Raw genomic sequence first — 12,472 nt, forward strand, 5'->3', positions numbered from 1 at the left:
GCTGAATCGATTACTCCAAGCGATGCTCGGACAGGGGCAACCTCACTGGAAAGGAACCACATGCACCACATACTGCGCGGGCCGGTGGCGACCGCACTCGCCCTGGCCCTCGGCACCTCCCTCACCGGCGCCGCCGTCACCGGTGGAGACCCTTTGGGCAACTCGGACTCCGACGCCGTCTCCCCTCCCGCCCGCACCAGCACACCGCCCGCCTCGGGCATGTTCGCCAAGCGCGTCGTGGCCACCGGGCTGAAAGACCCCTACGAGGTCGTGCGGGCTCCCGACGGATCCCTGTGGGTCACCGAGAAGACCGGCAAGAAGGTCACCCGGGTCGACCCGAAGACCGGCGCCAAGACCACCTTGCTCAGCCTGCCGCAGGCCGTCCACAGCGAGGGCGGGCAGGACGGTGTGCTCGGCCTCGCCATCGAGGAACGGCGCAGGACGGGCAAGGTGTACGCGTACCTCTCCTACACCAACGACATCGACCCCACCCCGGTCGTGCAGGCCCGCACCAAGATCGAGCGCTACACCTACGACCCCGTCCGGAAGCGGCTGCACAGCCCGAAGGCCGTCATCGCCGGCATGCCGGCCGGCAACGACCACCAGTCGGCGCGGCTGCGCCTGGGTCCCGACGGCAAGCTGTACTACACCATCGGTGACCAGGGGGTGAACCAGTTCGGGAACACCTGCAAGCCCAGCTACGCCATGCGGCTGCCCACCGCCCACGAAGTCCAGGGCAGGGACTGGATCGCCTACCAGGGGAAGACCCTGCGGCTGAACACCGACGGCTCGGTCCCCTCGGACAACCCGGTCCTGGGCGGCGTGCGCAGCCACGTCTACACCTACGGGCACCGCAACGCGCAGGGCCTGGCCTTCGGCCCCGACAGCACGCTCTACTCGAACGAGCAGGGCCCGAAGACCGACGACGAGATCAACATCCTGAAGAAGGGCGGCAACTACGGCTGGCCGAACGTCGCGGGCTACCGCGACGACAAGGCGTACGTCTACGCCAACTGGTCCGCCTCGTGGCCGACGCCGTGCGACGAGCTGACCTTCAGCAACTTCGAGATCCCCAAGACGGTCCCCGTCCAACAGGAGACCGACTTCAAGCAGCCCTTCGTCCAGCCGGTCCACACCTTCGGCACCGTGGGCTCGGACTTCAACTTCCAGAACCCCAGGTGCGCGCGGGGCGAGGAGTGGTCCCTGTGCTGGCCCACCATCGCGCCCTCCAGCTTCGAGCACTACGGGACGTCCAGGAAGTCCGCCGAAGCCACCGGTAAGGGCATCCCGGGCTGGAACAACTCCCTGGTGATGACCACCCTCAAGGACGGCACCGTCTACCGCGTCGACCTCACGCCGGGAGGCCAGGGCGTCGGCAAGGTCACCGAGCTCTTCATGGAGCACAACCGCTTCCGTGACACGGAGTTCAGCGCCGACGGCAGGTCCCTCTTCGTCGCGACCGACTCCGCGGGCCCCGTCCGTGACGCCCAGGGCAGTCCGGTCTCCGACCCCCTGGAGAACCCGGGCGCGATCATCGAGTACCGCCTGCGGGGCTGAACCGGCGCCCCGGCCTGCCCGGTACGCCCTGCGGCACGCAGCCGTCCTCGCCCCGCCCGGTCACACCCCTCACAGACCGGGCCCGGGGCGAGGACCTTCGCCGTGCCGTGCGCCCGGTGGTCCCCTGTGCGCCGGCTCCGCAGGTTCCGTACTCGGGCTGTCCGGTCGATTCGCAGACGTGGACCGCCGGCCCGCGCGGTGTCGCCTCGTGGCGGACTTGGACCGCGGAACGCGCGAGAACTCATCGCTCCGGGCGACCTCGGTGGAGTGTGCGGATCGTGTGCAATGTTCACCGAAATCGCGAGTGATGCATGGACACTCCGACACGTTCCCACCATTTGCCGGAGCGGCACTGCAAAGAAGCATCCCTGCAAATCGCCACATTACCCTTGATAACACCACGCCCTCGACGGCTCACCCGGCACCGCACGGCGCCCGCGCCGACGTCGGGAGCAGTCACTCTCCCCTTCCGACGGCTTTAGGATCGATGACAGGCCGCCCCCCTCGTACTGATGTCCTGATCCCCTGGCTCTTGGCAGCCGCGAACGCGGTGTGCCGTACGGGCCAAGCGGAAACATGCGTGAAGAAAGGTGAACACCATGGTCCTCGGACTGCTGCGGCGCCTGCGCCCGCAGGGCGCCTCCGGCGCCGCGTCGGGCCTCTCGGTCCCCCTGCCGGCGGGCGCGGGGGCGTTCGGCTGCGAGGCCGTCGATGCCCTGGGGCAGCCGCTGGGCGCGGCCGAGGTCACGGTGACCGCGCTGGACAGCCACCGCGTCGCGGCCCGCGGCACCACCGACCCGTACGGCTACTACATGGCGGTCCTGCCCCCCGGCAGGTACAGCGTGATGCTGGCATCGGATGGCCTGTCACCCGTCCGCGAGACCGTCGACATAGTCGCCGGGGTGGCTCTCGCCCCCGCACGCGTCGTGCTGCAGCCCGGACGCCAGCTGGAGCTGCCGCCCGCCGGCACCTGGGTGTTCGACCCTCCGCACACCGCGATCCGGTTCATCGCCAAGCACGTGGGCATGGCTCATGTCCACGGCCGCTTCACCCGGTTCGAGGGCGGCATCCGGGTCGCGGAGAACATGGGCGACTCCCAGGTCTCGGTGCGCATCGACGCCTCCAGCATCACCACTGGCAACCAGACCCGCGACAACCACCTGCGGTCGGCGGACTTCCTCGACGTCGAGAACTACCCGTACATCGACTTCACCAGCACGCGGTTCGCCTACCACGGCGGCTCCAAGTGGACCGTGCACGGCACCCTCACGATGCACGGCACCAGTCGCTCGGTGGGCCTCGACACCGAGTACCTCGGCGCCGTGAACGGCGGCTACGAGCAGGAACTGCGCTGCGCCGCCCTCGCGAAGACCGAACTGCATCGCGAGGACTTCACCCTCAACTGGCGTTCCATGCTCGCCCGCGGCATCGCCGTCGTCGGGCCGACGGTCCAGCTGGCGCTCGACGTACAGGCCATGTACCGGACCCACGACACACCGACCCCGCCCAACTAGGAACGGTGGGGCGGGTGTCCCCGCCCCACCGTCGGTGGCCGGTCAGCGCAGCGGGTCGAACGGCGCGAGCTCCGCGGGGCGTGCGCCGGTGACCATCGTCTCGGCGAGCAGCTGTCCGGTGGCCGGGCCGAGGGTGATGCCCCACATGCCGTGTCCGCCTGCGGCGAAGACCCGGGGTGAGCGGGTGGCCCCGATCAGGGGCAGTCCGTCGGTCGTGCAGGGACGCGAGCCGACCCACTCGTCCTTGCGGGCGTCCAGGTCGGCGCCGCGCAGCAGCGGGCGGGCCGCCTCGGCGATGGCGTTGATCCGGCGCGCGTCCAGGGGCGCTTCCGGCTTGCGGAACTCCATCATTCCGGCGACGCGCAGCCGGTCGCCGAGCGGGGTGCAGGCGACGCGCTGGCCGGGGAAGTACACGGGGCCGGCCGGCACGTGCTCGATCGGGACGCTGAAGCTGTACCCCCGCCCGGCCTGCACGACGGAGCGGACCCCGAACTTCCTGGCGTGGCGGCCGAGCCAGGCTCCGGTGGCCAGGACCACCGCGTCGAAGCGCCGGTCCTGGCCGTCACCGGTCCGGACGACGGCACCGGTGGCCGCGTCCCGCACGTCGGTGACCTCCGTCCGCTCCCGGATCTCGCCGCCCCGGGCGCGGACCGCGTCGCCCAGGGCGTGCACGAAGTGTCCGGGGTCGATGTAGCGCTGGCCGTGCAGACGGATCGCCGCGCCGATCTCGTCCGAGAGGGACGGCTCGACCCCGCGGGCCTCGTCGCCGTCGAGGACGTCGAACTCCATGCGCTGGCCGGCGGCGTGGATCTGTTCGAGTTCCTCCAGCAGGACCCGGCGTTCCCCTGCCGTGCGGTAGGCCGCGAGGAAGGACTTGGCGTCGAGGGTCCGCGCCTCGACGCCGCCTTCGGCCAGCGTGTCGAAGCTGGACAGCGACAGGCTGTTGATGGGGACGAGCGCGCGCATCGCCCGCAGCCACCGTGTCGCGGTGCTGTTCCGGGCGAATCCCGCGAGGAACCTGAGCAGGGCGGGGTTCGCGCTGGGCGGGACGTAGACCGGGGAGGACGGGCTGAGGACCGCGCGTACGCCGTAGCTGAGGACCGCGGGCTCGGGCAGCGGCGTCGCCAGGCCGGGGGTCAGCCATCCGGCGTTGCCCCAGGAGGAGCCGGCGGCCACCCCGTCGCGGTCGTACACGGTGACGTCGACGCCTCGCTCCTGAAGGAACCAGGCGGTGGACAGTCCGACCATGCCGGCACCGACGACGGCGACGGAGCGGGGGCCGGAGTGCGCGGGCGAGGCGGGGCGGTTCATGCAAGACCTCTTCTCCAAGGCGGTGGTGTCTTCGATGGTGAGCCCGGGCCGTGCCGTTGTCTTTGTGCTGTACGGCCAATGGGGGCCTCACACGTGGTGCGCCGGGAACCATGCCTCCGGGTCACAATGGGGGCATGACCCTGTTCATGAGCTGCTGCCGTCGTGCCGCTGGGGGCCGATGATGATCACGGTCACCGATCTGGTGGATTCCCTGGGTGCCGGGTTTCTCCGTACCGTCGTGGCGGCCGGGAACGCCGAAGTGCACGACGTCGCCCTGGCCGAGCCCGGGGATGCGGTGGGGCAGCCGGGAGAGCTCGTCCTGGGGGTGGGCGTGGCCGACCGGACCGGGGCCGTCGCCCTGCTGGAACGGGCCGCCCGGGCGGCGGCCGGGGGCGTCGTGCTCAAGAGCCCCTTCGCCGGTGATCCTCAGGTGGCCCGTGCCGCCCGCGAGCTGGCGGGCCCCGCGCTGGTCGAGCTGCAGCCGCACACGTCGTGGGCGCATGTCGTCTGGCTGCTGCGGGGTGTCATCGACCGGGCCTCCGCGCCCGACACCAGTCGCCTCGGCAGTCCCGGGCCGCACGTCGACCTGTTCGCGCTGGCCGACGCGGCGGCCGAGATCATCGACGCGCCGGTGACGGTGGAGGACGCGCAGTCCCGGGTTCTCGCCTACTCCGCGCGGCAGGACACGACGGATCCGGCGCGCGTCTCCACCATCGTGGGTCGGCGTGTGCCCCCGGAGACCCTCACCCATTTCCGGGCCGGCGGTGTCTTCCGCAGGCTCGCCCGCTCCAGCGACCCCATCTGGACCCCGGCCGGCCCCGACGGCACCCTGCCCCGGCTGATCATCCCGGTACGGGCCGGCGGCGAGTGGCTCGGCTCGATCTGGGCGGTGGTCCGCTCCCCGGTCCCCCCGGAACGCATCCGGGAGCTCAGCGACGTGGCCTCGGTCCTCGCCCTGCACCTGCTGCGGCTGCGGGCCGAGGCCGGTATCGCACGGCGGGTCTCGACGGGTCAGCTGCGGGTGACCCTGCGCGAGGGGGCCGCCTCCGGCAACGGTTCGGGCGCCGCGCCCGGTCCGGGGGCGCCTGGTCCGGGCGCGGCGCACGCGCTGCCGGCGGGTCCCTGGCGGGTGGTGGCCTTCGGATCACCCGACGGGACCGACATACGCAGGCAACTGGATCTGTGGGAATCGGTCGCACTCCGCTTCGGCTGGCACCAGCCCCTGCTGACCGACCTCGACGGGCTGCTGTTCGGCCTGGTCGTCGAGCGGCCGCGGGGCAGGCGCCCCGTCACCGCCGGGGGTATGGCCGATGCCGGTGCGGGCACCCTGGACTGGCTTCGGCATGTGCTGCGTGAGGTCCACACCCATGACCCGGGTCTGTATGCCGCGGCGGGCTGCCCCGCCCGCTCCCCCGACCAGTTGCCCCGTGCCACCGCGGAGGCCGGCGAACTCCACCGGCTGATCGGCACCGGCCGGCTCCCGCTCCCCGACCGGACGGGGATCGTCCTGATGGAGGACGCCTGGGACACCGTCGTCGTGGAGCGTGCCACGGCGGCCGTCGGGATCGACACGGGCCTGCTCGGCGGGCCGCTCGCCGCGCTGCGTGCGCACGACGAGGAGCACGGCACGCCGTATCGGACGACGCTCGCGGCCTGGCTGGACCACTTCGGTGACCCGCAGAGCGCCGCGCGGCTGTTGCGGATCCATCCCAACACGCTGCGCTACCGGCTGCGCAAGCTCGACGAGGTGGCCCCGGTGGACCTGTCCTCGCCCCGGGTGCGGCTGGCACTGCGGCTGCAGCTCACGGCGATGGGCGAGGGACCGCGTCCGGCCGGCCGATGAAACTACATTTTTCAACAATCATGGATGATAGGAACGGAGGTTCAGCCACCGCGCGATGAAGGAGTTCACGTGACCCAGGCGGCAGCGGAGACCACGGACCAGCGGGTGTCCGTCGACAAGCAGAGCCCGGCCGCCTATCGCGCGCTGGCGGCCACGGCCGAGGCGGTGCGCGAGGTCGCGGCCGACGCCGGTCTGGACCGCGTCCTCGTCGAGCTGATCAACATCCGGGTCTCCCAGCTCAACGCCTGCGCGTTCTGCCTCAGCCTGCACACCACGCGGGCGCTGCGCGCCGGCGAGACCACACAGCGCCTGGGCGTGCTGGCCGCCTGGCGCGACACCGAACTGTTCCATCCGCGCGAGCGCGCCGCGCTGGCACTCGCCGAGGCCACCACCCTGCCCACGGACGCCGACGCGCAGAGCACCGCGTACGCGCTCGCGCGCTCCGTGCTGTCGGAGGACGAGATCTCCGCCGTGATCTGGGTGGCGATCACCATGAACGCCTTCAACCGGGTCTCCGTCCTGAGCAAGCACCCGGTGCGCAGCCGCACCGCGCCACCGACCGACTGAACGCCCCGGGAACCCGCCGGCGCCGTCACCCCGGCCTCGCGGGAGCGGGGCCGGTTCCGGAGCGGCGGACGTCCCCGCTCCCGCCGCCGCTGAGCGAATTCCTCGGCCGAGCGGGGACGTCCACGGCCTGCGGTCGGGTCAGGCGAGTTCCACGAGGAGGTCGCCGCCCTCCACCTGCTGGATGCGGTTGATGGCCAGCCGGCTCACCGTGCCGGACTTCGGGGCGGTGATCGCGGCTTCCATCTTCATCGCCTCGATGGTGGCCACCGTGGCCCCCGCGTCCACCTCGTCGCCCTCGGCGACCGCGAGGGTCACCACTCCGGCGAACGGCGCCGCGACATGGCCGGGGTCGGTCCGGTCGGCCTTCTCGGTGGCCGGGACGTCGGAGGCCGCCGCCCGGTCGCGGACCTGGATCGGCCGCAGCTGACCGTTCAGGGTGGACATCACCGTGCGCATGCCGCGCTCGTCGGCGTCGCCCACGGCCTGGAGCTCGATGAGCAGCCGCACCCCGGGGTCGAGGTCGACGGTGTACTCCTTGCCGGGGCGCAGCCCGTAGAAGAAGTCCTTGCTGTCCAGGACGCTGGTGTCGCCGAAGGTCTGGCGGTGGGTCTCGAACTCGCGGGCCGGACCGGCGAACAGCAGCCGGTTGAGCGTGGCCCGACGGTCCTTCGCCAGTCCGGCACGGTCGTCGGCGGTCAGTTCCCGCACGGGCTTGGCGTCGGCGCGGCCCCGCAGGGCCTTGGTCCGGAAGGGCTCCGGCCAACCGCCGGGCGGGGTGCCCAGTTCGCCGCGCAGGAAGCCGATGACGGAGTCGGGGATGTCGAACCGGTCCGGATCCTGCTCGAAGTCCTGCGGGGACACCCCGGCGCCCACCAGGTGCAGTGCCAGGTCACCGACCACCTTCGAGGAGGGGGTGACCTTCACCAGGCGGCCGAGCATCCGGTCGGCGGCGGCGTACATCGCCTCGATGTCCTCGAAGCGGTCGCCCAGGCCCAGGGCGATGGCCTGGGTGCGCAGGTTGGAGAGCTGCCCGCCGGGGATCTCGTGGTGGTAGACACGGCCGGTGGGTGAGGCCAGGCCCGCCTCGAAGGGGGCGTAGACCTTGCGGACGCTCTCCCAGTACGGCTCCAGGTCGCCGACGGCCTGGAGGTCGAGGCCGGTGGGCCGCTCCGAGTGGTCGGTCGCCGCGACGATCGCCGACAGGGACGGCTGCGAGGTGGTGCCCGCCATGGACGCCACCGCCCCGTCGACCGCGTCCGCTCCGGCCTGGATCGCGGCGAGGTAGGTGGCGAGCTGACCGCCGGAGGTGTCATGGGTGTGCAGGTGGACCGGCAGGTCGAACTCCCGGCGCAGGGCCGACACCAGGGTCGCCGCGGCGGGTGCCCGGAGCAGGCCGGCCATGTCCTTGACGGCCAGGACGTGCGCGCCCGCGTCGACGATCTGCTCGGCCAGGCGCAGGTAGTAGTCCAGGGTGTAGAGCCGCTCGGACGGGTCGGACAGGTCGGCGGTGTAGCACAGGGCGACCTCCGCGACCGCCGTCCCGGTCTCGCGTACGGCGTCGATGGCGGGCCGCATCTGGGCGACGTCGTTCAGCGCGTCGAAGATGCGGAAGACGTCGATGCCGGTGGCCGCTGCCTCCTGGACGAAGGCGTCGGTCACCTCGGTCGGGTACGGCGTGTAGCCCACGGTGTTGCGGCCGCGCAGCAGCATCTGCAGGCAGATGTTCGGTACGGCTTCCCGCAGGGCGGCCAGGCGCTCCCACGGGTCCTCGGCGAGGAAACGCAGGGCGACGTCGTAGGTGGCACCGCCCCAGCACTCCAGGGAGAGCAGTTCGGGCAGGGTGCGCGCCACCACCGGGGCGACGGCGAGCAGGTCCTTGGTGCGGACCCGGGTGGCGAGCAGCGACTGGTGGGCGTCGCGGAAGGTGGTGTCGGTGACGCCGACGGTCGGTGACGCGCGCAGCCAGCGGGCGAAGCCCTCGGGACCGAGTTCGGCGAGCCGCTGCCGGGACCCGGCCGCCGGCTCGCCGGGAAGCAGCCGGGGCAGCTTGCTCATCGGATCGATCAGTTCGGGCCGCTCGCCGTGCGGCTTGTTGACCGTGACGTCGGCGAGGTAGGTCAGCAACTTCGTGCCGCGGTCGGCGGAGTGGCGTGCGGTGAGCAGGTGCGGACGCTGCTCGATGAACGACGTGGTGACCTGTCCGGCCTGGAAGACCGGGTCGTCCAGCACGGCCTGCAGGAAGGGGATGTTCGTGGCGACGCCGCGGATGCGGAACTCGGCCACGGCACGCCGGGCCCGGTTGGCCGCGGTGGTGAAGTCCCGGCCCCGGCAGGTCAGTTTCACCAGCATCGAGTCGAAGTGGGCGCTGATCTCCGTACCGGCGTGGGTGGTGCCGCCGTCCAGGCGGATGCCGGAGCCGCCGGGTGAGCGGTAGGCGCTGATCCGCCCGGTGTCGGGGCGGAAGCCGTTGGCCGGGTCCTCGGTGGTGATGCGGCACTGCAGCGCGGCGCCCCGCAGGGTGATGTTCTCCTGGGCGAGGCCGAGGTCGGCCAGCGTCTCACCGGCGGCGATGCGCAGTTGCGCCTGCACGAGGTCGACGTCGGTGACCTCTTCGGTCACGGTGTGTTCGACCTGGATGCGCGGGTTCATCTCGATGAAGACGTGGTTCCCGTCGCGGTCGACGAGGAATTCCACGGTCCCGGCGTTGCGGTAGCCGATCCGGCGGGCGAAGCGCACGGCGTCGGCACAGATCCGGTCCCGCAGCTCCGGGTCGAGGTTCGGCGCGGGCGCGAGTTCGATCACCTTCTGGTGGCGGCGCTGCAGCGAGCAGTCGCGCTCGAACAGGTGAATGACGTTGCCCTCGCCGTCGGCGAGGATCTGCACCTCGATGTGGCGGGGTTCGACGACGGCCTTCTCCAGGAAGACCGTGGGGTCGCCGAACGCGGACTCGGCCTCCCGGGAGGCGGCCTCGACGGCCTCCCGCAGCTGGGCGGGGCCCTCCACGCGGCGCATTCCGCGCCCGCCGCCGCCGGCGACCGCCTTGACGAACACGGGGAAGCCGATGTCGTCGGCGGCACGGACGAGTTCGTCCACGTCGGTGGAGGGCGCCGAGGACCCGAGCACCGGCACGCCCGCCTCACGGGCCGCGGCCACCGCGCGGGCCTTGTTCCCGGTCAGTTCCAGGATCCGTGCGTCCGGTCCGACGAACGTGATGCCCGCGTCCTCGCAGGCGAGAGCCAGCTCGGGATTCTCGGACAGGAATCCGTACCCCGGGTAGACGGCGTCGGCCCCCGCCCGGCGCGCCGCGCCGACGATCTCCTCGACGGAGAGGTAGGCGCGCACCGGATGCCCCGGCTGCCCGATCTCGTACGCCTCGTCCGCCTTGAGCCGGTGCAGCGAGTTGCGGTCCTCGTGCGGAAAGACCGCGACGGTTCGGGCGCCCAGCTCGTAGCCCGCACGAAACGCCCGAATCGCGATCTCACCACGGTTGGCTACCAGCACCTTGCGGAACATTCTCGATCCCTTCAGCCTGCCGGGTGACGAAGACCATGGTGTCGGTGCCGCGCCCACTACGCCATGTGAGCCGGGCCACTCACCAAAAGGTGTTCGGCGGGGAGCATACGGGCACCGGCGAAGGGGCCACAGAGGATCGTGTCCTCCGTGACCCCTCGGGCCGCCCGCGGATGCCGGTGGCCGCACGCCGGGGGCGTGCTACTCCGTGATCTTCAGCAGCTTGTTCGGTGTGCCGGAGCCGGGATTGCTGATCTTGTCAGTGGTGGCCGCGCCGGTCAGCGCCGACGCCACGGCCGCGGGGGCGGCGTCGGGGTGGCCGGTCAAGTACACGGCGGCCGCGCCGGTGACGTGGGGGGCGGCCATCGAGGTGCCGGATATCGTCCTGGTGCCCTGGTCACTGTCGTTCCAGGCCGAGGTGATGTCGGAGCCCGGCGCGTAGAGGTCGACGACCGAGCCGTGGTTGGAGAAGTCGGACTGGGCGTCGGCCTCGGTGCTGGAGGCGACGGTGAGGGCCTCCGGTACGCGGGCAGGTGAGCCCTGTCCGGCGTCGGTGGACTCGTTGCCGGCCGCGACGGCGAAGGTGACTCCGGAGGCGATGGCCTTGCTGACCGCCGCGTCCAGGGCGGGGTCGGCGCTGCCACCCAGGCTCATGTTGGCCACGGAGGGCCCTCGGTGGTTCTCCGTGACCCAGTCGATGCCGGCGATGACCTGCTCGGTGGTTCCGGAGCCGTTGTCGTCCAGGACTCTGACGGCCACGATGTCGGCCTTCTTGGCCACACCGTGCTCGGCGCCGGCGATGGTGGCGGCGACGTGCGTGCCGTGGCCGTTGCCGTCGTCCGCGGTGTTGTCGTTGTCGACGGCGTCGAAGCCGTGGACGGCCCGGCCCTGGAAGTCCTCGTGCGTGATGCGCACACCGGTGTCGATGACGTAGGCGGTGACGCCCTCTCCGGCGCTGTCGGGGTAGGTGTACTTGCTGTCGCCGGCGGTGTCCTCCTGGTCGACCCGGTCAAGGCCCCAGGAGGGCGGGTTGTCCTGGGTGGCGGTGGTGTGGAGCACGCGGTTGGCCACCACGGCGCCGACCGCGGGGTCGGCCGCGAGGCTCCTGGCCTCGGACTCGGTCAGGCCGGTCGCGGCGAAGCCGTCGACGGCCGCTGTGTAGGACCGGCTGAGCGTGCCGCCGTATTGCCGGGCCAGGTCCTTCTGGCCTGCGGAAGAAGTCTGCTCTCCCAGCAGGACGATGTAACTGCCGGCGACGGCTCCTTCGGCGTTCAGGCCGTGGACGGTGCCTTGGACAGGCGCGTTGGCGTGGGCGGACGGCGCCATGAGCAGGGCTGTCGTGGTCGCGGCCGTCACAGCGAACGTCGCAGCGGTGACCTTCAGTGCGCCGACGCGCATCTGGTGCGTCATGAAGAGGGGTCTCCTCGCCAGGTGGGGGGATTGCTCTCCGGCGCGGCGTTGCACCGAAGATGACGAGAAGACTGACTACTTGTCACGGCCAGTTCAATACTGGCGTTCGACGGCGGGCCTGATGTCACGGCACTTCTCCACAGGATCCGCCCATATCCGGGGCAACCGCCGCTCAAGAGCCGAGCTGAGCGCATTGATTGAACAGCCAATCAACGACTGCACAAAATGTGTGACCATCCCCTCACCCAACCCTCACCGGGCCGGACGTCATACGCCTGAAATCACGACCACCACCGAAGGAACGCCCGGAGCGGCTGTCGTCCGAGTCGACGTGCGCACCATGGAGTCACTGGGCCTGACGAGCCAGATCGAGGACATCTCGCCGACGCCCTGCACCCCGCCGACCACCGCCGCAGCGCCCTGCCCGGCGCGCCCGGACCAGCGAACTGTCCGATTCCACCAGTGACTTGGCGGACCGCACCGAGGACCAGGACCTACGTGGGCCGACCGAGGCGATCCGCACGGCGAACCGCCTGGACCGGCCCGCCCCCGACGACTCGGCGCACCGAGATCGAGTAGGGCCTCGCCGTGCCCACCGCCGCCAGGGCGCCCGTGCCGACCGGCTACCGGCTCGGCCTCGTGGGAACCGACCCCCGACGCCCAGTAGGCATAAGAGGCCTCACCACACGCCCCCTCGAAGGGTGCTCCGGAAAACCGCGAACAGTTCTTCGCGAAGATGTCTTCGCGAAGAACTGTTCGC

7 protein-coding genes are annotated in these 12,472 nt (G+C 71.4%); 4 read left to right on the forward strand and 3 right to left on the reverse strand.

Annotated features, from left to right (window positions below):
• Positions 1 to 60 precede the first annotated feature (60 nt).
• Positions 61 to 1,557, forward strand: coding sequence for a glucose/sorbosone family PQQ-dependent dehydrogenase (locus JL475_RS19975; RefSeq protein ID WP_202279156.1), 1,497 nt, complete (start codon positions 61 to 63; stop codon positions 1,555 to 1,557).
• A gap of 599 nt (positions 1,558 to 2,156) precedes the next feature.
• On the forward strand, positions 2,157 to 3,071 hold the full coding sequence (locus JL475_RS19980) for a YceI family protein (RefSeq protein WP_202279157.1): 915 nt from the start codon (positions 2,157 to 2,159) through the stop codon (positions 3,069 to 3,071).
• 42 nt (positions 3,072 to 3,113) lie between these two features.
• Here the strand turns inward: JL475_RS19980 and JL475_RS19985 are convergent, their stop codons facing one another.
• On the reverse strand, positions 3,114 to 4,382 hold the full coding sequence (locus JL475_RS19985) for an FAD-binding oxidoreductase (RefSeq protein WP_202279158.1): 1,269 nt from the start codon (positions 4,380 to 4,382) through the stop codon (positions 3,114 to 3,116).
• Between the two features lie 178 nt (positions 4,383 to 4,560).
• Here JL475_RS19985 and JL475_RS19990 point away from each other — a divergent pair, with 178 nt between their 5' ends.
• Both JL475_RS19990 and JL475_RS19995 read left to right on the forward strand, forming a co-directional pair.
• Positions 4,561 to 6,225 (forward strand): CdaR family transcriptional regulator, encoded by a 1,665-nt coding sequence (locus JL475_RS19990; RefSeq protein WP_202279159.1) that lies wholly within the window; start codon positions 4,561 to 4,563, stop codon positions 6,223 to 6,225.
• Positions 6,226 to 6,294: 69 nt separating this feature from the next.
• Positions 6,295 to 6,792, forward strand: coding sequence for a carboxymuconolactone decarboxylase family protein (locus JL475_RS19995; RefSeq protein ID WP_307825109.1), 498 nt, complete (start codon positions 6,295 to 6,297; stop codon positions 6,790 to 6,792).
• Positions 6,793 to 6,930: 138 nt separating this feature from the next.
• Here the strand turns inward: JL475_RS19995 and JL475_RS20000 are convergent, their stop codons facing one another.
• Positions 6,931 to 10,305 carry a pyruvate carboxylase gene (locus JL475_RS20000; RefSeq protein ID WP_202279161.1) on the reverse strand — a complete coding sequence of 1,125 codons (3,375 nt, stop codon included), beginning with the start codon at positions 10,303 to 10,305 and terminating at the stop codon, positions 6,931 to 6,933.
• 198 nt (positions 10,306 to 10,503) lie between these two features.
• Positions 10,504 to 11,712, reverse strand: a complete 1,209-nt coding sequence (locus tag JL475_RS20005) for a S8 family peptidase (RefSeq protein ID WP_202279162.1) — start codon at positions 11,710 to 11,712, stop codon at positions 10,504 to 10,506.
• Positions 11,713 to 12,472: the final 760 nt, after the last annotated feature.

This window comes from Streptomyces sp. M2CJ-2 (assembly GCF_016757295.1).
GTDB lineage: Bacteria > Actinomycetota > Actinomycetes > Streptomycetales > Streptomycetaceae > Streptomyces.

Excerpts from the sequence above, each read along its gene's own strand:
- JL475_RS19980 (WP_202279157.1), top strand. The coding sequence starts at position 2,157 with ATGGTCCTCGGACTGCTGCGGCGCCTGCGCCCGCAGGGCGCCTCCGGC.
- JL475_RS19975 (WP_202279156.1), top strand. The coding sequence starts at position 61 with ATGCACCACATACTGCGCGGGCCGGTGGCGACCGCACTCGCCCTGGCC.
- JL475_RS20005 (WP_202279162.1), bottom strand. The coding sequence starts at position 11,712 with ATGACGCACCAGATGCGCGTCGGCGCACTGAAGGTCACCGCTGCGACG.
- JL475_RS19990 (WP_202279159.1), top strand. The coding sequence starts at position 4,561 with ATGATGATCACGGTCACCGATCTGGTGGATTCCCTGGGTGCCGGGTTT.
- JL475_RS19985 (WP_202279158.1), bottom strand. The coding sequence starts at position 4,382 with ATGAACCGCCCCGCCTCGCCCGCGCACTCCGGCCCCCGCTCCGTCGCC.
- JL475_RS20000 (WP_202279161.1), bottom strand. The coding sequence starts at position 10,305 with ATGTTCCGCAAGGTGCTGGTAGCCAACCGTGGTGAGATCGCGATTCGG.